The organism is Vagococcus allomyrinae (assembly GCF_017829975.1).
GTDB classification, from domain to species: Bacteria; Bacillota; Bacilli; order Lactobacillales; family Vagococcaceae; genus Vagococcus_D; species Vagococcus_D allomyrinae.
In genome coordinates this window covers 53,830-75,835 of the sequence record NZ_JAEEGA010000011.1, presented here as the reverse complement: position 1 = coordinate 75,835, position 22,006 = coordinate 53,830, and the positions used below count along the sequence as shown (strand labels likewise).

Here is a 22,006-nt window from a genome sequence, read left to right as displayed (position 1 = left end):
CTAACAATAAAAAAAGGCGGAAGGATTAACTGGATTGGGGTTTTCTAAATAATAAGAAGTCGCTAAAAAAAGAGTCCTTGGACTGTACAAATCTCTCTCAAAATCATATAGTAGCATTTATACTCTAAAAAGTTAGTAGGGATAATGGATGATAAATTTTTTGATTAACAGGTTTGAAACATCACAACAGAAAAAAAAGACAGATTTGAGATCGGCTTTTGGTTCCTTTGCAGGGAAAGTAGGCTTAGTTTCAAATCTGTTATTATTTGTCAGTAAATTACTAATAGGGATTCTGTCAGGAAGTGTGTCCATTATGGCTGACGCCATGAATAATCTGTCAGATACCGTTTCTTCAATCTTAACCCTTGTCGGCTTTTATATATCAGGCAAGCCAGCAGACAAGGAACACCCATATGGCCACGAACGTTTTGAATATATTAGCGGCATGATGGTCTCTGTCCTAATTACGTTCGTGGGCTTTCAATTTTTTTCGACCTCAATTGAGCGCATTAGAGAACCTCAAAGTGTCAGTGTAACCCCGATTGTCTTAATTATTTTAGTCTTATCCATTTTAATTAAAGTCTGGCAAGGTGTCTTTTATCAGCGCGTGTCCAAAAAAATTAATTCTAATACCTTAGTGGCTGCCTCAAAAGACAGCTTTAATGATGTGTATACAACCATAACAGTCTTGGTTTCAGCAGGGATTGAAGGCGCGACCGGCTTGCGAATTGATGGTTATGTGGGATTGTTGATTGCCTGCTACATTATTTATAGCGGGCTTCAGTTGATTCGGGAATTTATTGACGAATTGATGGGATTGCGGCCAGATCAAGGGCAAATTGACTTAATGAAGGACTATTTATCGGCTGTGCCGGAGATTGTAGGGTATCACGATCTTCTGATTCATCAGTATGGTCCCAATAAAACATTTGCTTCAGTCCATATTGAAATCGACGATCGTTGGAATTTAACCATGGCTCATGAACGAATCGATGAAATTGAATACAAATTTAGAAAACAACTAGGTGTTGATTTAGTCTGCCATATTGACCCAGTTAACTTATACGATCAGACTCAACAATTGATTCATCAAGAAATCAAAAAGATGGTGAAATCGATTGAAGCAGAGCTTAAAGTTCATGATATTCGAACGCTGAAGCATGGTGAGGATGAAATGATCCTCTTTGATTTAGTGGTACCAGCAAAATTTAAACTCTCAGAAAAGGAAATTACTGACGAGATCCAAAGGAAAACTTTGGAAAAAATTGGTAATTATAAAGTCAAAATCACCTTTGATCACACTTACCTATTGTGAGAGTTGCACTAGACGATAGGTTGGTTGAGAAGACCCCCAAAAAAATCCTCCCCACTTAATTAAAGTGAGGAGGGTTTTATTATTTCGTGTAGTTATCAAAATAGCCCTTGATGTAGACAAAGGGTGTTCCTTTATCACCACTACCAGAAGTTAAATCAGAGAGTGAACCGATTAAATCAGTTAGGCGACGAGGCGTTGTTCCTTGCGCTTCCATTGCACCAACTAAGTCTTCGTCTTTGTTTATGATGTAGTCGGAGATGGCTTGTTTTAATTCATCACCACGCAAATCAGCAAAGTTATTATCCGCTAAATACTTCAATTTAACTTCATTAGGCGTGCCTTCAAGCCCTACTGTGAAAGCTGGGGAAACAACAGGATCAGCCAGTTCCCAAATTTTACCAACAGGATCTTTAAAGGCCCCATCACCGTAGACCATAACTTCTACCTCTTTGCCAGTCAGCTCCTTAAGTTTAGCTTGAATACCATCGACTAAAGGCTGACAGTTATTTGGAAATAGTTTGATGCTGTCTTCCGTTGATTTATTGGAACCTAGTAAGCCATAAGCTTCATTAAAGCCACTGCCATCAATGGATTGACTCAAAATATCATCCATGGAATAAACCTTCTCTGCCCCATTAGCCACTAACGTTCGCTTAGTGCGGAAGCGGGTATGAATATCACAAGTTAAGACATTTTTTGTGTAGTCTAAAATAGTTTTAGCGTTGTTGGAAAAAATAACTTCACAGGTTGCGCCTTCTGCTTCGATTAATGATTTGTAGTAATCAATGTAATCAACACCTGTAAATGTGTGTTTTTTATACCCAAAATGTTCACGAAACTCAGCCTCTGTTAAGACATCGGTCCAAGGATTGACCCCTTTTTCATCTAACTCATCAATATCGACCAAGTGGTTGCCAACTTCATCAGAAGGGTAGCTCAACATTAAGACGACTTTTTTTAAGCCACGAGCCATCCCCCGTAAACAGATTGAAAAACGATTACGACTGAGAATTGGGAAAATAATCCCCACAGTATCATCACCGAATTTAGCCTGCACATCAGTGGCAATATGGTCGACTGTCGCATAATTTCCTTGAGCTCGGGCAACGATTGATTCAGTAATAGTGACAATATCTTGATCTTCAATCTTAAATGATTCCGCTTTGGCTGCATTTAAGACAGTCTCAACGATGATTTCCTCTAATTTATCTCCCTGGTTAATAATTGGGCCGCGAAGACCACGGACAGTTGTTCCTACGGTTCTTTCCAATTGATTCTCTCCTTTTATCCAATGACTTTTCTTTTGTTCGTAAGTCATGAATTCTTCTTAGTGTGGGTGACAAGACTGGTCAACCATCACTTTATTTCGCCTCTTTACTATACCCTATAATAGGGGTGGAAGTAAAACAAATCAGAGGGAAAATTGCGGGAATGTTAATGTTGGGAGAAGGGGCGGCTGCACGAAAAAAGTGAGAGGTCATGGTGATCAAGACTTCTCACTTTAAGAGCTAATGGAGATTAATCGGCAACAATAATAGTTCCGCTACCGTTACGAATAACATCATGGATATTCGCTAAAGAACTGATGATGGCCTTACCAGCAGGATGGGACTCAACAAAGGCAATGGCGGCTTCGACTTTAGGCAACATGCTGCCAGCAGCGAACTGTCCGTCATTTAGATAGCCTTTGATTTGTGAGACGGTGACGGTCCCTAAGGCAATCTCAGCAGGGGTGTTAAAATTGAGGCAGACATGATTGACGCCGGTTAAAAAAATCATCGTGTCCGCTTCTACCAGTTCAGCTAATTTTTCTGAAGCCAAATCTTTGTCGATAACAGCTTCACATCCGCGATAACCGCCCTTTGTTTTAATAACTGGAATGCCACCACCACCGGCTGCAATGACAATCGTTCCCTGACTTACCAATTGATTGATCGTTTGTGCTTCCACAATGGCTAGCGGTTTAGGAGAGGGCACAACTTTGCGCCATCCACGTCCCGCATCCTCCACCATGAGATTGCTTGAAGTTGCCATGATATCTTGAGCTTCTTTCTCAGTATAAAATGGACCAATCGGTTTCGTTGGTTGTTGGAAAGAAGGATCCTTTTGGTCAACCACGACTTGGGTGATTAATGTGACCACCTGTTTATTGCTTTTTAGTGGTTCTAATGCGTTGTAAAGGGCTTGTTGTAACCAATAACCAATTGACCCTTGAGTCATGCCAACGCAGGTGTCAAGAGGCATGGCAGGGTTTTTAACGCTGTCTGCCGCTGCTTGTTGCAATAATAAATTGCCGACTTGAGGGCCGTTACCGTGAGAGATAATCAAATCAACGTCTTTTTCGACGAAGGCTATCAATTGTTCAGCTGTCTCCCTTAAGGCTGCTTGTTGGGCCCTAGCGGTTGCTTCTGTGGATAAGATCGCATTGCCGCCAAGTGCCACGACTACTTTTTCTTTTTTCATGAGAGGTCCTTTCTAAGCACGTGGAATGAAAAGATTGCCTAAGGTCGCTGCCATGATCGCTTTGATTGAATGCATCCGATTTTCTGCCTGCTCAAATTGACGACCATGGTGACTGCGAAAGACCTCATCGGTAATCTCCATTTCACTAATATTAAACCGTTCGGCAATCTCTCGACCATATTCAGTTTCGGTATCGTGAAAAGCTGGTAAGCAATGGAGGACAATCACCTGTTTATTGCTCGTTAGTTCAAGCATTGTCCGGTTGATTTGATAAGGCGCTAGCAGGTCAATTCGCTCCGCGAATTTATCTTCCTCACCCATCGATACCCAGACATCGGTATAAAGCACGTCGGCATCTTTAACACCTTCTGGGACGTCATCAGTAATCTGAATCGTCGCGCCAGATTCATTGGCGTAGGTTTGGGCTAATGTCACAAGGGATTCCTCAGGGAAAAGGGAGTGGGGAGTGACAATGCGCATATTGACCCCGAGAATAGCACCTGTCACTAATAGTGAATTGGCCACATTATTGCGCCCATCGCCGACATAAACCACATTCAGCCCTTTTAAATAGCCAAAGGTTTCTTGAACGGTTAGAAAATCCGCAATCATTTGTGTGGGATGCCATTCATCGGTTAGACCATTCCAAACAGGAACGCCGGCATGCTTTGCTAGGCTTTCTACTGTCTTTTGACTGAACCCGCGAAATTCGATGCCGTCGAACATGCTACCTAAAACTTTCGCCGTGTCTTCCACCGATTCTTTTTTTCCAAGTTGAATGTCATTTTGACCTAAAAATTCTGGATGGGCGCCTAAATCAATGGCTGCTGTCGTAAAGGCCGCCCGTGTGCGGGTTGAATTTTTTTCAAAAAGTAAGGCGATGTTCTTGCCTTCAAGGTAACGATGGGAGATGCCTGCTTTTTTTAATGCTTTCAAATGAGCTGAAAAGTCGATTAAGTATTGAAGCTCTGCTTGGGAAAAGTCCTTTTCAGCAATAAAACTTTTTCCTTGGAAAATAGATGTTTTCATCATGTGATGTCCTTTCTTGATTAAATGATTAACGAACCAGTTGGATAAAACAGATCACAAAGGCGACACCTAATAAGCCTGCGATGACCTTTTCGTAATTAAGAAAAATGGTTGTCTGATAGGAACGCTGAACGTAGGCGAAGAGCAGTGTCCCTGGGAAAAATAGCATGACCGTTAGCAAGAGATACCATACCCCCGAAGCATAAGCCAGCCAAAGAATATAGAGCGTTGACACAATCCCAATCACGATATTTCGCGCGAAATCAGGTTGACGTTCCCCTTGTATGGTGTACTTGACTTGATAGAGTGCAACAAAGGCATAAGGCAATAAAACTGTCGAGGAAGCCAGTGACGCCATTAAGGTGTATGCCTGATCGGTTATTAGAAACGATAGTAGAAAGAGTTGTACGATAAAATTGGTGATAAACAGCGAATTAATCGGCATGCCATTTTGATTTTCTTTTAGGAAAAACTTCGGAAAAAGCTGATCCTTAGCGGCTTGGAAGGCCACTTCCTCTGCCAAAAGGGTATTGGCAATCCAAGCGCCAAAAATGGAAATAATCACCCCGAGGTTAACGATGATGGCTCCTGGCTTGCCGATTACCCGCTCAAGAACAAAGGCCATAGCTGGGCGATCCAAGCCCTTTAATTCAGCTTGACTCATAATCCCAAAGGATAACACCGTGACAGACATGTAAATTAAGGTCACGGCAGCAAATCCCAATAGGGTGGCTTTGCCCACATCGCTTCGCTTTTTAGCACGTCCTGAAAAAACCACCGCCCCTTCAATCCCGATAAACACCCACACGGTGATTAGCATCGTTCCTTTAACTTGGGACATCACCTCGCCAAAACTAAAATTGCCACTTAAGGTTCCCCAAAAATCATCGGTGAAAATCCCTGTCTTAAAGCCGCCGATGACACAGACTAAAAAGATAACTAAGGGAACTAATTTAGCCATCATCACCAAATTATTAATAAAAGAGGCTTTGTCTAATCCGCGGCAAATCATCAAATGCATCACCCATAAAAGGAGGGACGCCCCGATGATTGAAGGCATATTTTGACCACCAGCAAAGATTGGAAAAAAATACCCAATCGCACTGAATAACAAGGTACCAAAGGCGACATTACCTAAAATGACGGAAATCCAATAGCCCCAGATGGAATTAAATCCCATATAATCGCCAAAGCCCGTCTTAGCATAACTAAAGATGCCAGCGTCTAAATCGGGGCGTTTGCTGTTTAAGTTTTGCATGCAAAAGGCTAAGGAGCCCATGCCAACACCGGCAACTAGCCAGCCAATAATCGTGGCCCCGGCGGAAGCCGTTTGAGCCATATCCGACATTAAGTTGAAAATACCGGCCCCGATAATGGCACTAATAATGATGCCGATTAATGATACAAGGTTTAACTTTTTTTCTGTAGATTCCATTTATTTAATCCTCCAAACGATTCTCGTCAAGGGTTCTTCGCATCAAAAGAGAAGCACCACTCTCAAGAGAGGTGCTTAGGAGTGGGATTAAAATCTAAGAGACAAGCAACTTAGGCCGCCGTCAATTTTTCTGAATTCTGACGTATCGACTAAAATAACATCGTAACCCAGCTCTTCAATTTTCTTCTGAATCGTGGGATAGCCTTCAGGCACTAAGACATGATCATTGACCCAAATGCAGTTAGCGCCGTATGCTTCATCTTCAGGCACTTCAATCCGGTTAAATTTAGCAAATTCAGGATCGTCAATAAATTCTCCAGCGACTAACAAGTTATTGTTTTCTAAATAAGCCAAACCCGTTTTTAAGTGTAGCACTTCTTTTAGTGTCACAATCGAACCTGTTAAGCCATGCTTTTCTAAAATAGCAATCATTTGTTCAGCGCCGACGCGGTTGGTTCGGGCGGATTCACCGATGTAAAAGTGATCGCCAACCATCATAATGTCACCTGCTTCGACAGTTCCTGGGGCTTCAATTTGTTCCACATGGTCATAGAATTTATTCAAGGCATCATGCATGTCACTTAATTCTGCTTCTGCTCGACGAGTCTCTGCACCAGGACGGGTAATGATGGCACACTTACTCGTACAAAGGGCAACATCTTCCACAAAACAAGCATCGGGAAATTCGTTTTTAGGTTCCAACACGGTAACATTAACGCCTGCTTTCGTTAGAGCGCTTACATAGTTTTCGTGTTGAACTAAGGCTTTTTCATAAACCGGTTGCCCTAAATCCGCACTAGTAAGCCCTTCAGAAATACTTGGAGAAGGAACTCTGACAATGACATTTTTAAACATATTTTTACCTTCTTTCTTATTATTGTATATAGTATACAATTTTAGTCAGCCGATTGTCAATATGTTTTTGTAAGCGATGTTTTTTCTTTCGGTTAAGTGTTATACTAGATGTAGATAATATAAGAAGGAGCAAAGTAATGGAAGAGTTTATATCACAAAAACAACATATTTATAATTTTATCTCCAGTGAAATTAGTCAGGGCAATCTTGAATATAATGGACGCTTAACGGAACAGTATATCACGGATAAACTGACTATTAGTCGAACGCCAGTCAGGGAAGCCTTGTTTCAATTAGCAGCTGATGGTGTTCTTGAACACACCCCTCGCAAAGGTTTCCGAATTAAAAAGTTGTCTCAAGAAGAAGTCATGGAAATCTATCAATTGATTGGTGTCTTAGATGGAAAGGCGGCAGAATTGTCTTTACCTCAACTAACAGAAGAAGATTTTTCAACGATGCAATTTTTAATTGATGCCATGAAATCATCTATAAACAACAAATTGTATACAAAATACAATGAATTGCAACTGCAATTTCATCAAGTCTATACGGCAAAATGTGGCAATCAGTCTTTGATTACAGCGTTGGAGAAGTATAAACAATCATTTTTAGGGACGACGTATAAAAATATTCCTGGTGCGGCAATTCAAGCAACCTTACATGAAACCAATGAGGAACATCAAGAAATTTTAGCATTGTTAAAAAAGAAAGAAGCAATGAAGCTACGGCAATTCATAGAAGACGTTCATTGGTGTGGTGAACGGGCAAAATACGATATCTGGTAAGAATCGTTTAATTTAATCAAAGGAAGCATTTGTCACAACTTTCAGTGAAAAGTCTGTGTTAAATGCTTTTTGTTTCAGATAATGGATGAAAGGAGGTACTTGCATTCTAAGTTTTTTTTGGATATGCTAACGTCAATGAAATACTCAAGGGGGAAGAGGCATGGATACGTTGGTCAAATTAGTGGAGATATTGATTAATCATCCTCAAGGAATTAGTGGCCATAAATTGGCTGAGGGCTTAGATATTAGTTCACGGACAGTTCGCAATTTAGTTGGTAATCTTGAGTCATATGGAATTATCGTTAATTCGTCCCCAAAATTTGGTTATCGTCTAGCACAAGAGACTCGCTCTAAAGCTAAACAATTTGTTAATGAACCGCTTATTTCAGAGCGGCTAAAACGCCAATCTGACATTTTAATGAAACTCAGTCAGTCAGCCTTCGTTAATTATTACGAGATTTTAGATGAGCTGTTTATTAGTGAAGGAACCCTAGATAAAGAGTTACAAAATCTACGTGATTTTTTTGAATTGGAACAAGTCTCAGCGACAATTGAACGGCAAGCCAATCAATTGAGTCTAATTGCTAATGAAGAAGCTATTCGTGAAGTGCTAGTTAAGTTTTTACTTTATAGCAATGACTATCGTAATGTGAGAGATAGCTATCAACAACATTTTGCAACAGGTGAACTAAAACGAGCCGATGATTGTTTACATAAAGTGATTGAAGCTCATCAGATTTATTTTACTGATTATCATTATATGTCATTTCTGTTATCGCTGATGATTCAAATCACTCGCATGCAAGAGAACAAGGCTATCGATAGCCAACCAGAATTTAAGATTAGTCTGTATTTAGCTGAATTGGAGCAAAGTATTGCCTTTGGTCGCGAGTTAGGCGAGGCTTTCGCGATAACTTATTCCTTTGATGAGCTGGTGTCAATTAGTCAATTAATCATTGCTTACCGCTCGCGGTTTTATCTGAATCGACCGCTGATGGAAAGTTCAGTCTATCGGAAAAATCCCTATCATCAATTTACTAAAAAAGTCATTCGCCTAATCAATGAACAGTTTGCCATTGATTTTCAAAACGATTCAGACTTTTTCCTTGCGTTGCGTTATGAAATAGAAGATACCCATATTCGCCAAGGGCTGAAGTATCAACGAAGTTATCAGTCCTATGATGCTTTGCAGTTAAAATATCCTTTTGTAATTGATCTAGCCTGTTTTATTGCGGGCCACTACCAAAAGGAAACCCAAGAGCGAATTCCTTCTCAGGGCATCATTGCCATCACCTTTTTATTAGTAGCCGCTTTGGAACGAATTGATTACTGGCGAGTGCTGCCAAAGATGAACGTGGCTATTTTTTGTAGCAGTGGCTATGCCAATAGCCAATTAATCGAGGCGAAAGTTAGAAACATGTATCAAAATCAAGTCAGGGATGTTCGTTATTTTAATGCGATCAATCTGAAGGAAATGGCGGATTATCAAGCGAAATTATTATTGACGACGGATTATCTGATTGTGCCTTTTGAGATAAAAACCTTCAGGATTACAAATTACTTTACATTCAGTGACCAAAAGCGCATTGAGCAGTATTTTGATGAGAAGCGTAAGTTGACGATTGTTCAAAGTGTTGAGCGTTTTATTATTGACCAAAACATTTTCGATGGCTTAGAAGTTGATAGCTATCAAGCAGCCCTTGAAACATTAGCTCAGCATCATGGGGTCTCAGACAAAATCACTTTTGTGCGTGAGTTGCTTGAGCGAGATCAGCTTTTTTCAACCGTTTTGGATAATGGTATTGCCATTCCTCGACTAGAGAAAAGAAGTGGTGAAGCCCGCTTATTAGTAGCGACCTTCAAACAACCTATTTACCATCAAAAAAAAGAAATTAAGTGGCTCTTGTTACCGATGATGGGGGCTGATGATGATGCGAATCGTCTGTTGCAGTTGCTTTTCCTAACGGTCTTTTCTTTGTTGGATAGCCGTTTAAAAGTGAGAGAGACTTTTTCCGGTGATGCCTCTGGCTTAAAGGAAGGCTTAATCAAACTGTTAGACTAAATCCAAGCAATAAGGCCTTAACTTATTGCTTGGATTATTTTCTTGCCACATGCTGTGGCAAAAGAATAGTTTTCTTTGGGAGTCAGTCAGCTTAAGATAGCAGTAAGAGGAGGAAGAGAAGATGACAACTAATTTTTTATGGGGAAGTGCGACAGCGTCTTATCAGTGTGAAGGCGCATGGAATGAAGATGGGCGTGTGCCGTCGCTGTGGGATACCTATTTACATGACAATCATTTAGAAAACGGTGACATTGCATCTGACCATTACCATCGATTTAAAGAAGACATTCAATTGATGAAAGAAGGGGGCCACAATACTTACCGATTTTCACTATCATGGCCGCGTTTAATAACAGATTTAGCCGGAACGATTAATCCTAAAGGCGTGGATTTTTATCACCGCTTGATTGACGAGTGTTTAGCTAATGGCATTGAGCCCTTTATTACGATTTTTCATTGGGATTTGCCCGATTATCTTGAACAGCGAGGAGGTTGGCTATCAAAGGAAACAATTGAGGCCTATGTTACATTGTGCGACTTAGTTTTTAAAGAATATGGTCAAAAAGTTAAATACTGGACGACCTTTAACGAACCTCGTTACTATGTGTTTAGCGGATATTTTATTGGGAACTACCCACCAGGAGTGCACAATCCTCAACAAACGATTAGTGCCTCTTACAATATGATGTTGGCAAATGCTGAAGCAGTCAAGCGATTTAAGGCATTAGCAATGCCAGGTGAAATCGGCATTGTCCATAGTTATGGCCCGATTTACGGTGTCGATGATCGCCCTGAAACCCGTCAAGCTATGCGTGATGCTGATAATTACTACAACAACTGGATTTTAGATACGGCAATATTAGGAGAAATTCCTCAAGATATGCTAGCAAAACTGGCAGGCCAAGGCTTTGATTTAAGTTTCATTTTACCGGAAGAATTAAAGACGATTAAGCAAAATACGGTCGATTTTGTCGGACTTAATTATTACGCAAGAGTGTTGATCGCTCCTTATGAAACTGGTGAAACTATTTTGGCAATTAATAATAGCGGAGCTTCAGGGCAAGGGAGTAGCAAAGTCGTTGTCCGTGAATGGTTTGAACAAGTTTGGGATCACGCAAATTCAGAATTTACTCCTTGGGATACTGAGATTTACCCTCAAGGACTTTATGAAGGAATCTTAATGGCTCATAAAAAATATGGCGTGCCGATTTATATCACGGAAAATGGGGTTGGAGCCTATGAAGATGTTTCAGGCGAGGTGATTAACGATCAGTTCCGTATTGATTTTTTAAATGATCACATTGATGCCATTAAACGAAGTATGGCAGATGGGGCTGATGTTCGCGGCTATTACGTTTGGTCAACGATGGATTTGTATTCTTGGAAAAATGGTAGTGAAAAGCGTTATGGGTTAGTTGCTTTAGATTTTGATCAAGACCGACAACGTAAACCTAAAGCCTCTTATTATTGGTACAAAGCTGTCTGTCAGTCGAATGGTGAGACGATTGAAGCAACCCGCCAATATCGTCAAGATTATTTCAGTATGTTAACTATCATAAATGAAGAAACTAATGAGAAAGAGCGTGATGAGGATGTCTTTTCATAGTATTGGGGAAGCTGTAGAAAACAAGATGATGCCATTAGCAAATAAAATGGGGACTCAGCGGCATTTATCGGCCATTCGCGATGCGTTTATTACCTTGTTACCAATCAACTTAACTGGAGGGGTGGTTGCCATCTTAAAATCCCCGCCGATTACAGAAACGACCACTAATAAATTTTTATTAGGCTGGGCGGATTGGGTGGCGTCAAACGAGCTGATTTTTTCTTGGCTTTACGCTTTTACCTTGGGAGCAATGTCTTTATATATTTGCATGGGCGTGACTCACTTTTTATGTAAATACTATCAACTGGAAACCTTTATCCCGATGATGTTTGCGACCTTAGGTTTTATGCTAGTAGCGACAGTTCCAGTAGAATTAGGCTATGCAGCCAAAACATTAGATTTTACGTATATCGATGGCAAGGGAATCATCCCAGCGTTACTAATTGCGTTTTTAACATCAGAACTTTATGCTTTAATGAAACGGAAAAATTTTGGTAGGATTAAAATGCCAGATAGTGTCCCTGCTAGTTTATCAGAAGTGTTTGCTTCGTTAGTTCCGGGGATGGTTTTAATTGGACTCTATGGGGTGATTTTTATTGTTTTCCATAAAATTGGCACTCCATTTCCAAAATTCTTATTCCAGTTGTTAACACCGGCTCTTCATGCCGCAGATAGTTTACCATCGGTTATTTTTATCACGGTTATTACACATATTTTTTGGTTCTTTGGCTTACATGATGCGGCTTTATCAGGAATTGTTGGCCCTTTGAGAGATGGCAACTTATCGATTAATGCCACAGCACAGGTGGCAGGGGAAACATTGCCTCATATTTTCACGACCCCTTTCTATGTCTATTTTATCGTGATTGGTGGTTCAGGAGCAGTTTTAGGCTTAGCGTTCTTTTTACTATTTGCTAAGTCAAAACAGTTGAAAGTGTTAGGACGAATCGGGATTTTACCGTCATTCTTTGGGATTTCCGAACCATTGATTTTCGGCATCCCATTGATGTTGAATCCACTGTTCTTTATTCCTTTTATTTGCGCACCAACCTTTAATGCAATTGTCGCCTATGTGCTGACGAAAATCGGCCTCTTAGACCGGACGTTTTCGATGTTATCATGGAACATGCCTTCCCTAATTGGTGGGTTCTTCTCGACTTTAGATGTTAAATCAATTGTGATTATTGTGGGCTTAACAGTCGTCAATGCCTTAATGTATTACCCCTTCTTAAAAATTTATGATCGACAATTAGTTGCTAAAGAAAATGAATCAATTGAAAAAGATTAATGGAAGCTCTCTAAAGCAGCAATGTTTTAGAGAGCTTTTTATGTGTTAGTGATCGTTTCTTGTTTCATTTTAATAAATTCACCTTGACAAAAAGAACGTACGTTCGCTATAATTAAATATATCTTATTTGGAGCAATGAGTAAAAGATAAGTCGAATTGTTTGCAACTAATGCTTATTTTTGAAAAAATGTATGATAAGCATTCATTAATGAAAAGAACCAGAAAACCAAGAAAGTTTCTGGTTTCTTCTTTTCACAAAATTTGAAAACGAGGTGGTTCTTTGCTTGAATTTAAGAATGTCTCGAAGCGTTATCAACAGCAAACGGTTCTTGATAACATCAGTTTGACAGTTGAAGAAGGGGAATTTTTTGTGTTGGTAGGCCCAAGTGGCAGTGGCAAAACCACCACGCTGAAAATGATTAATCGTTTGATAGATCCTTCAGAGGGGCATATTTACCTTCATCAGAAGAAGCTAAGTGATTACAACATCAGAGAATTGCGCCAGTCCATTGGCTATGTGCTACAACAAATTGCCCTGTTCCCTAATTTAACAGTTCAGGAAAACATTGAATTGATTCCTGAGTTGAAAAAGTGGCCCCGTTTAAAACGAGAAGAACGGGCTCGGGAGTTATTAGCCTTAGTTAATTTGGAGCCAGACACTTATTTAAAACGAAAACCGGCTGAATTATCAGGTGGTGAACAGCAACGTGTGGGAATCTTGCGGGCGATTGCAGCTAAACCAGATGTTATTTTAATGGATGAGCCTTTCAGTGCTCTGGACCCGATTGCTCGTCAGCAATTGCAATCCCTAATTAAGGAAATTCATCAGGAAATCAAAAGTACCATCGTTTTTGTCACCCATGATATGAAAGAAGCCATCGCCCTTGGCGATCGTATCTGCCTGATGCGCAATGGGAAAATTGTGCAAATAGATACACCAGAGATGATTCAACAACACCCTGAAAATGACTTTGTAGCAGAATTTTTTAAACAGGAACAGAGTCAAGTCGAAGGGGAGTTGAGTGGATTGACAGTGGCAGATGTTTTAGCTTTCAGCCAAAATCCACTTGTTCATCAAGAAGAAACAGTCAGTGTCAGTCCAGATACGGCATTAGTGGATTTAATTGAGCTGATACAAGCCCATCGTGTGGTCTCCGTTGTAGAACATCGACAGGTATTGGGCACAATCTCCAATGATGATTTGTTACATTTCCTGCAACTACGATTAAAAGGAGGAGATGCTGATGAGTAATTTTGTGGAGACATTGGTCAGTCGCCAAGCTGAATTGTTAAAAGCCTTAGTGGAACATGTGGAGATTTCCCTTTTTTCTTTGCTGATTGCGGTGTTAATTGCCTTGCCAGTGGCGATTTTATTGACCAATAATCAAAGAGTAGCGGAATTCGTCTTGCAAATTACCGGTATCTTACAGACGATCCCATCATTGGCCTTATTAGGATTGTTGATTCCTTTGATTGGAATCGGCTCTGGACCAGCCATTGTGGCATTGGTGGTTTATGCCCTTTTTCCTATTTTACAGAGCAGCTACACTGGCTTGATTGAAATTGACGATTCCTTGGAAGAAGCGGCAGAAGCTTTTGGTTTGAGCAAGATGCAAAAATTAATCAAACTGGAATTGCCATTAGCCTTGCCGATGATCATTGCTGGCATTCGGACGGCCACGGTGATGATCATCGGGACAGCCACATTAGCAGCCTTGATTGGTGCCGGTGGATTAGGAACCTTTATCCTACTTGGCATTGATCGCAATAATATTAACTTGATTTTGATTGGGGCCATTTCATCAGCTTTGCTAGCGGTTATTTTTAACTTTGGCATTCGTTATTTAGAAAAAGCCAGTGGCAAAAAAATCGCCATCGTTTTTGGCGCTTTGATGCTGATTTTAGGTGGAACTTTTTTTTACAGCTCCATAGGGCAGCGAGAAGAACTAACAATTGCCGGGAAATTAGGCTCAGAACCAGATATTCTAATTAACATGTACAAAGAGTTAATTGAGGACCAAACGGATATTTCAGTGGAACTAAAAGAGAACTTTGGCAAGACTACTTTCTTATACAATGCCTTAAAGTCAGCTGAAATTGATCTTTATCCAGAATTTTCCGGAACGATTTTAGAATCGTTTATCAAAAAAGAGGTCACTTACTCTAATAATCCCAAAGAGGTCTATGAGCTAGCTCGGGATGAGATTCAAGACCAAGATAACTTCACCTTTTTAGACCCAATGGCCTACCAAAATACGTATGCCGTAGCCGTCAAGCGGACATTTGCAGAAGAATACAATTTGACGTCAATTTCTGATCTGAAAAAGGTTCAAAATCAGTTGACAGCGGGCTTTACTTTGGAATTTATCGATCGTCAAGATGGCTTAAAAGGACTGGAGAGTCTTTATGGATTGAAGTTGACCGTTAAGTCGATGGAGCCAGCTCTACGCTATCAGGCCATTGAGAATGGTGACGTCAACGTCATAGACGCTTATTCAACGGATAGTGAGTTAAAACAATATGATTTGCAAATATTACAAGACGATCAGGAACTTTTTCCACCTTATCAAGGGGCGCCATTACTGCGTCAGGAAACATTGGCAAAATACCCAGAGTTAGCAGCTATTCTCAATCAGCTTGCCAGTAAAATTACTGAAGAAGAGATGAGCGAAATGAATTATGATGTCAATGTTAATGGTGAAGCACCTAGTAAGGTTGCACACGATTATTTGGTGAAACATCAGTTGCTTTCAAAATAAACAAAAGGCAGATCCAGAAGTGGATCTGCTTTTTGTCTAACTAATCATTTAAGACTTACATAAACGAAGCAAGCACTACGTCAGTCGTAAATAAAGCAGCTAAAACGTCTATCGCGCCTAATAATAGCAATGCCAATGACTATCATAAACGATAATTATTAGATTTTTTGATAGATATAAATAACTAAATGTAAATGAACGATATTAAATGTTCAGGTTATCCCCTGTTGATTAGTGATAGCCAAGCATCAGCAAAAAATAACTGACGAAATATGCTGTTGTAATTAGATTTAAGGCATAATAAAAGATGCGGTCAGTGATTTTTAGTTCTTTCCTTCTTTTTCTCAAGTTAGAGATAACTAAGGAAGAACAAACTAACAATAATAAACTACTAAGATCGTTTAAATTTTGAAAAAAATGATCGAACATATTAACATCTCCTTTTACTTGTCAATTGACTCTGCTGGTGTAACTTAGTGATGATCTGCAGTTGATTGTAGGTAAAACGTTTTCAAATTAATTATATCACAAACAGCCCCTTTTATGGCACTTAGGCAAAGCAGTGGGATGTTTAGCGGTTGGTAGGAGGGATTGCTTTAAACTAAGTCGGTTTAAGAAATATCTTTTTAGTGACAGTTTGTCCAAATCAGTGTAACCTTATAGGTGAACGATGGAAGCGAGGGAAAAAGATGAGTGAGACAGAAAAAGCGAAAGAACTAATCGAGAAAAATAAGCAGAAACAAAAATTGCAGGCGTTGATCCAGTCTAATAAAGGCAATCAAGCCAGTTTTGGCAAAAGTCCTAATCGAGACAATAAGCAAAAAGGGCAGAAAAACATGAAGCGTTCGATTAAGAATAAATAGGTTAAGCAGAGAACTCGTATCGGGTTCTTTTTTGTGATAAATAAAAATGAATATTGGGCTAGAGGAGGTTCAGATGAAGATAATTATCGACAATATTGAAGAGTCAGCGGAAGAATATGTTTCGTTTCACGTCTATCACATGACAGATCGAATTTCTCAAGCTATTTCTCACTTAAAAGAGACGGTTACTCATATTGTAGGAGAGCGTAATGAGGAGCTATATACCATTGCCTATGAAGCTATTTTATACATTGAAACAGTGGATAAAAAATCATTTTTATATACGGAAGAACACGTGTACAGCTTACGGGATAAGCTGTATCAATTAGAGGAGAAGCTAGCGATTGTGGATTGTATCCGAGTGTCAAAATCGATGATTCTCAATATCGATAAAATTGATGCCGTTTATCCGACAATTAGTGGACGTTTCGAAGCTCGTTTGGTCAATCAGGAGCGAGTGACGATTTCTCGCTCTTATGTCACTAACTTAAAAAATAAATTAGGAATTGGGAAGGACAAGTCATGAGAGCATATCGCAAGAATGGGTTTTTGATCTTTTGTATTGTTTACACTGTGTTGTCACTGATTCATTTTATGATGAATGGCGATATTCCCGCGAAAGTGACGGGTATCTTTTTAGGGATGGCGCTTTTTTCTAGTCTTTTAGGAATAATGCTCATCCCCAATGAACGCCATAGCAATCGTCGAGTGATTCTCAATCAAATCAGTTATTTGGTGATAATCATGGCGGCAATTATTTTGATCAGTTACTTGGCAGGGTGGCAACAAAGTTTATTATCGATCAGCATTAATGCTGTGATTGTGTTAGGCTTGTTCGCAGTGGTGAAATATGTGCTTTATAACCATGACAAAAAAGAAGCAGCTGATATTAATGCCCAGCTTTTAGCTCGTAAAAAACGCAAGACTGATTCGGCATAATGCATCTTAGTAACGCTATATGACCACTTAGTTAAATTCGTTGGAAATCAGGTCGTGGCTCCCCTAGAATAAGCCTTGTAGAGAAAAAACAAGCTAAAGGGGATAATCATCATGACTAAAAAAACAACAGATTTAGGAATTAAGAAAAAAGAGAAAATAGGCGGCAAGCTAACGTTATTAGTACTGCTGTCACTTATCATGCCGACAATTGCTGGGGTGATTATTGGCGTCAAGGAGATAACCAATCAAGGGACCATCTATATGATCCAATTTGTGGCAATCGCAGTTGGTTGTTTGTTGGCATTGATCTGGGCGAGACTAAGTTCGTTTACCTTTAAGGAACTGGGCTTTAGAAAATTTACTGTCGGAAAATGGCTTATGGGGCTATTAGTGATTGAAGGCTTAGCTTCTGCTGGAGGAATGAAGAACCACATCGAATTGACAGAATGGGTTTGGTTAGTTCTTTTTATGTTAGCAGTCGGTGTATTTGAAGAATTAATCTATCGTGGGTTAATCTTAAACTATATACAAAAAAGTTCAAGAAAAAAAGCCATTTTACTGTCAGCTGGTCTTTTTGGGATTGGTCACTTGGTGAATGTTTTAGGCGGGGCGGCCCTTAATTTAACGGTGGTGCAAATTGTTTTTGCTGGTTTATTCGGTATTGTCACGGCTGAGTTGGTAATGCTGACAGGAAGTATTTTGCCTGTCATGGTTTGGCATACTTGCCACAATATCTTATCCAATTTGACGAATTCGTCAGTCACAACTGAATTAATTGTAGTAGGTGTTCAGTGTCTGGTCTTGGCACTAATGGCCGTCTTGCTTTGGCGACAGCTATTTTCAAACAACTTAATATCATAGTAGACAAGATAGGCTGATAAACCATCAGTCTTTTTTGTATTGTCTGAAATACGCGTTAAGATGTCATTTTTTGTAAAAATATGATTAATTTTGAAGGGGAGTTGAAATGTAAAGCTTATTTTCCGATGAAATCGTCAACTTTTTACAGTTTTTAACAATTATTTACAAAAGTTATTGACTTTAAATGTAAAAAAATGTAACATTGTGTTGTGATAACGTTTGCTAAATGATAAGTTATTGGAGGAAGACGTGGAAAAGAATCAAAAAGAATGGTTAGACTCTATGCGAATCGATAACCAATTGAAAAAACAATTAATAGAAGCCACAGAAGATCAGTTAAATGACATGTTTTATCAGGAGTTACCATTTGGTACAGGGGGGATGCGAGGGTTAATCGGCATCGGCACCAATCGCATGAACGTGTTGACCGTAGCTCGAGCAACTCGTGGGTTGGCCCAGTATTTGTTGACCAAGTACGCTGATTTGGAACAACCTGCTGTTGTGATTGGTTATGACAATCGCTTGTATTCAAAAGAATTTGCTGAACATACAGCAGAAGTGTTGGCTGGCTTTCGGATTAAAGTTCATTTATTTAAAGACATAGCTGCCACACCTCTGGTATCTTTTGGTGTGAGACAGCTAAAAGCTCAATGTGGAATTGTGATAACGGCCTCTCATAATCCACCAGAATACAACGGTTATAAAATTTATGATGAGACAGGTTGTCAAATGTTGCCGAAGGAAATTGCCAAGGTGATTGACTGTATTGAGAATAATGGTGATTTTTTTACGTACTCGACCAGTCGTCAGGGAATTAGCTACTTGGACCAGAGCTTTCAAAATAGGTATATTAAGGAATTGGCAGGAATTGCCACGATGGTGGAGACTTCTAAAAAATTGAAAATCGGCTTTTCCCCTCAGCATGGTACCTCTCGGGAACCAGTTAAAGAGATGCTGGCTGACTATGGCTTTAGGGATGTGGTGTACGTTCAGGAACAGATGGCAGCTGACCCCTATTTTTCACAAACTGAAAGCGCTAATCCAGAGGATGTCAGCGCTTATGATTTGCTGATTGACTATGGTCGCAAGTATGACTTGGACGTTCTGATTACGACAGACCCAGATGCCGACCGTGTGGGAGTCGTATACAAGGATCGATTAGGCGAATACCAGTTGTTAAGTGGCAACCAGTTAGGTGCGTTGTTGATTGATTTCTTTATTAAATTTAAGCAACTAGGGACGGACAGTTATATCGTTAAAACCATTGTCACGTCGGAGCTAGGGGCGGAGATTGCCAAAGCCCACGGTGTTCAGGTTGAAAATGTCTTAACGGGATTTAAATACATTGGCGATGTGATTAATCGAAAGGGCGAAGCTGGATTTGTTGGAGGTTATGAGGAAAGTTTTGGTTATTTGATGGAACCTTTAACCCGGGATAAAGATGGCATTCAAATCGTCCTAGCCTTAGCCGTCATGGCCAATTATTATCTGGATCGCCAGCAAACTTTGGGAGATCGTTTAACGGCTTTATTTAATGAATACGGCTTTTACGAAGAGCGCTTGATTTCTTGGACGCTGACAGGCAGGGCGGGTCAAGCAACCATTAAACGGCTCTACGAACAATTCAAACAACTGCCTTTAAATGACTTAGCTTATACAGAAGATTATGAGTTAGGGATTCGCCGCTCTTCTTCAGAGTCAGTGCCACTTGAATTTGAACAAGCCTTAGTAGTGAAACACGTGTTGGCAGATGGCTCTTGGTTATGTGCCCGACCTTCTGGAACAGAACCAAAGCTTAAGCTTTATCTAAGCGCTAACAGCCCAACCAAAGAGATATCCGCAACTAAAATCGCTAATTTAGTCACCATGATTGATCAAAATATGAAACCAGAAAAGGAAGAATAAGATGAAAAAAATTATCGGATTAGCACTAATCGCCTTGTTAGCTTTAGCAGGGTGCCAATCAAATGAAAGTACCGAACGGAAGACAACACCAAATGAACTGACGTTAAACGGTGATTACGTCATCCCTCCAACGGCGCACGGGAATCCCTTTATTGGTGGTTATGTTGGAGGTGGATTAGATCCCTATGTCCAAGAAGCTTTATTCGCTTTTACCCCAGTGGGAGATGAACATTTCAAGCCCCATTTAGCGGAATCCTTTACCCAAGATGACCAAAAAGTAACCGTTACACTGAAAGATGACATTAAGTGGAGCAATGGTGAAAAAATTACGACTGAAGATATTGCCACTAGTTATTACATGTGGGTCGGCAAAAAACAAGTGTGGGAATTTTTAGAAAAAATTGACTACGACGACTCCAATACGATGACTTTTCATTTTAAAGTCGACAGTAGTTTAATGGCCAACTTACTGACAGATGTCCGGATTCAAGGCTCAGCAGCGGAATATGGCAAGTGGGCCAAACAATACGAAGAAATCGCCAATACGAAGCGTGACTGGCATCCGGAAACCAATACCTTTTGGATGACGGAAGAAGGCAATCAGGCCTTAGAAAGCCTTAATCAAGAATTAGACGAGTATCAGCCAAAAGTAACAGAGATGGTTGGTTCTGGCGCTTATACCGTCAAAAAAATGACCACCGACCAAGCCAGCTTAGTTGAAAATGAGCATTTTTATACGGAAACAGGTTTTGAAAAAGTAAACATCGTTCGTGTGACCACACCGGAAATTGCGGCTAATGCCATGGTAGAAGGCACCTTGGATATACATAGCGGCGGCATGAATTTAGATTTGATTGAACAAATGCGCAAAAAGATCCCAGCTTATACGGAATTTTTCTTGCCGGAGTATTCTCAGATGGCCGTGGTCTTTAATGTTCAGAAGGAATTTGCCAAAGAGAAAGCCTTTAGACAAGCCATGTCCTACTTGCTGAATCGAGAGGAATTATTGCCATTAGCAGAGGTCGGTAGTTTGCCATCAGAAGCTAGTTTGTCCGGTTTGCCAGTCTCATTACAAAAAATTCACAGTGTTGATGAGTGGTCAAAGAAAAATTTAACACAATATGATTACGCGCCAGAAAAAGCGGAAAAACTCTTAACAGACGCTGGTTGGAAAAAAGATAAAAATGATCAGTGGGTCGATCAAAACAATCAAAAAGTCTCATTTGACCTGACGGCTAATAGCGGTTGGGGATCAGCTTTGTTGCCAGGAGAAGCCTATGTTAGTGCCCTAAAAGAATTTGGCTTTGACGTGACCTTCAAACCGATGGAAAGTGCCGCTTATGATGCTCATCTAAGAAATGGCGAGCATAGTGTGGCCATTGAATTTGCTCCACCGTCTAATATTATCTATGCCAATGCCTATGGGACATACGAACAGCTGTACCGCGGCAGATTGTGGTTGTTTGGCTTAGCGGCTAATGAGAAAGATGGCAGCTTGATGCTGGAAAATGCGGAAGGTGAAGAGGTCAATGTTATCGATTTAACGAAACAACTGTTTGTGGATTCTGGTGAAGACTACGAGGCCACGCTAAAAGAATTAATGAGTGTCACAGCAGAAAATGCCTTGTTTATTCCTTATCTTGAAAAAGGCTTCCCAGTCAGAACCTTAAAGAGTGACATCGATTTAGGCGTGAAAGCCGACACCTTGATTCAAGACCCTCGTTTCAGCGGGGTAGCGGAACCGATGTTTGCGACGCTGTTAGTCGAAGGGACCCTAAAAGACGCCATCAAATAAGCCAGAGAAAGATCGTCAGACAAAGGCTGGGAGTTTATCCCGGCCT

General features: G+C 40.2%; 18 protein-coding genes. 13 read left to right on the top strand and 5 right to left on the bottom strand.

From position 1 onward, the window contains the following. Positions 1–148 precede the first annotated feature (148 nt). Positions 149–1,315 (top strand): cation diffusion facilitator family transporter, encoded by a 1,167-nt coding sequence (locus I6N95_RS16410; RefSeq protein ID WP_209529927.1) that lies wholly within the window; start codon positions 149–151, stop codon positions 1,313–1,315. A 79-nt stretch (positions 1,316–1,394) separates the two neighbouring features. Here the strand turns inward: I6N95_RS16410 and I6N95_RS16405 are convergent, their stop codons facing one another. The 5 genes from I6N95_RS16405 to I6N95_RS16385 all read right to left on the bottom strand — a co-directional run bounded on the left by I6N95_RS16405 (position 1,395) and on the right by I6N95_RS16385 (position 7,097). Next, on the bottom strand, positions 1,395–2,585 hold the full coding sequence (locus I6N95_RS16405) for a coenzyme F420-0:L-glutamate ligase (RefSeq protein ID WP_209529926.1): 1,191 nt from the start codon (positions 2,583–2,585) through the stop codon (positions 1,395–1,397). A gap of 248 nt (positions 2,586–2,833) precedes the next feature. Beyond that, the gene (gene arcC / locus I6N95_RS16400; protein ID WP_209529924.1) at positions 2,834–3,778 is read right to left on the bottom strand and encodes a carbamate kinase; all 945 of its coding nucleotides are present in this window, start codon (positions 3,776–3,778) and stop codon (positions 2,834–2,836) included. A gap of 12 nt (positions 3,779–3,790) precedes the next feature. Further along, the gene (gene argF, locus I6N95_RS16395; RefSeq protein WP_209529922.1) at positions 3,791–4,807 is read right to left on the bottom strand and encodes an ornithine carbamoyltransferase; all 1,017 of its coding nucleotides are present in this window, start codon (positions 4,805–4,807) and stop codon (positions 3,791–3,793) included. Between the two features lie 28 nt (positions 4,808–4,835). After that, positions 4,836–6,242, bottom strand: a complete 1,407-nt coding sequence (locus I6N95_RS16390) for a basic amino acid/polyamine antiporter (protein ID WP_209529920.1) — start codon at positions 6,240–6,242, stop codon at positions 4,836–4,838. An 87-nt stretch (positions 6,243–6,329) separates the two neighbouring features. Continuing rightward, positions 6,330–7,097, bottom strand: coding sequence for a dimethylarginine dimethylaminohydrolase family protein (locus I6N95_RS16385; protein ID WP_209529918.1), 768 nt, complete (start codon positions 7,095–7,097; stop codon positions 6,330–6,332). 137 nt (positions 7,098–7,234) lie between these two features. Here I6N95_RS16385 and I6N95_RS16380 point away from each other — a divergent pair, with 137 nt between their 5' ends. From I6N95_RS16380 to I6N95_RS16325, 12 genes are all read left to right on the top strand, one after another. Then, positions 7,235–7,882 carry a GntR family transcriptional regulator gene (locus I6N95_RS16380; protein ID WP_209529917.1) on the top strand — a complete coding sequence of 216 codons (648 nt, stop codon included), beginning with the start codon at positions 7,235–7,237 and terminating at the stop codon, positions 7,880–7,882. 160 nt (positions 7,883–8,042) lie between these two features. Next, the gene (locus tag I6N95_RS16375; RefSeq protein ID WP_209529915.1) at positions 8,043–9,944 is read left to right on the top strand and encodes a BglG family transcription antiterminator; all 1,902 of its coding nucleotides are present in this window, start codon (positions 8,043–8,045) and stop codon (positions 9,942–9,944) included. A 121-nt stretch (positions 9,945–10,065) separates the two neighbouring features. Next, positions 10,066–11,550 carry a glycoside hydrolase family 1 protein gene (locus tag I6N95_RS16370; protein ID WP_209529913.1) on the top strand — a complete coding sequence of 495 codons (1,485 nt, stop codon included), beginning with the start codon at positions 10,066–10,068 and terminating at the stop codon, positions 11,548–11,550. Then, positions 11,537–12,838 carry a PTS sugar transporter subunit IIC gene (locus I6N95_RS16365; RefSeq protein ID WP_209529911.1) on the top strand — a complete coding sequence of 434 codons (1,302 nt, stop codon included), beginning with the start codon at positions 11,537–11,539 and terminating at the stop codon, positions 12,836–12,838. The genes I6N95_RS16370 and I6N95_RS16365 overlap by 14 nt, the downstream gene beginning before the upstream one ends. A gap of 280 nt (positions 12,839–13,118) precedes the next feature. Then, entirely contained in the window at positions 13,119–14,090 is a 972-nt protein-coding gene (locus tag I6N95_RS16360) for an ABC transporter ATP-binding protein (protein ID WP_209529909.1), read from the top strand. Beyond that, entirely contained in the window at positions 14,083–15,597 is a 1,515-nt protein-coding gene (locus tag I6N95_RS16355) for an ABC transporter permease/substrate-binding protein (protein WP_209529907.1), read from the top strand. Before I6N95_RS16360 ends, I6N95_RS16355 begins: the two co-directional genes overlap by 8 nt. Positions 15,598–16,286: 689 nt before the next feature. Continuing rightward, positions 16,287–16,460, top strand: coding sequence for a hypothetical protein (locus tag I6N95_RS16350; protein WP_209529905.1), 174 nt, complete (start codon positions 16,287–16,289; stop codon positions 16,458–16,460). 73 nt (positions 16,461–16,533) lie between these two features. Continuing rightward, positions 16,534–16,986 (top strand): LytTR family DNA-binding domain-containing protein, encoded by a 453-nt coding sequence (locus I6N95_RS16345; protein ID WP_209529904.1) that lies wholly within the window; start codon positions 16,534–16,536, stop codon positions 16,984–16,986. After that, the gene (locus I6N95_RS16340; protein WP_209529902.1) at positions 16,983–17,399 is read left to right on the top strand and encodes a DUF3021 family protein; all 417 of its coding nucleotides are present in this window, start codon (positions 16,983–16,985) and stop codon (positions 17,397–17,399) included. Before I6N95_RS16345 ends, I6N95_RS16340 begins: the two co-directional genes overlap by 4 nt. 111 nt (positions 17,400–17,510) lie before the next feature. Next, positions 17,511–18,260 (top strand): CPBP family intramembrane glutamic endopeptidase, encoded by a 750-nt coding sequence (locus I6N95_RS16335; protein ID WP_209529900.1) that lies wholly within the window; start codon positions 17,511–17,513, stop codon positions 18,258–18,260. 249 nt (positions 18,261–18,509) lie between these two features. Beyond that, complete coding sequence (locus I6N95_RS16330; protein ID WP_209529898.1) at positions 18,510–20,165, top strand: phospho-sugar mutase; 1,656 nt, start codon at positions 18,510–18,512, stop codon at positions 20,163–20,165. Between the two features lies 1 nt (position 20,166). Then, positions 20,167–21,960, top strand: a complete 1,794-nt coding sequence (locus I6N95_RS16325) for an ABC transporter substrate-binding protein (protein WP_209529897.1) — start codon at positions 20,167–20,169, stop codon at positions 21,958–21,960. The last annotated feature ends 46 nt before the right edge of the window (positions 21,961–22,006 follow it).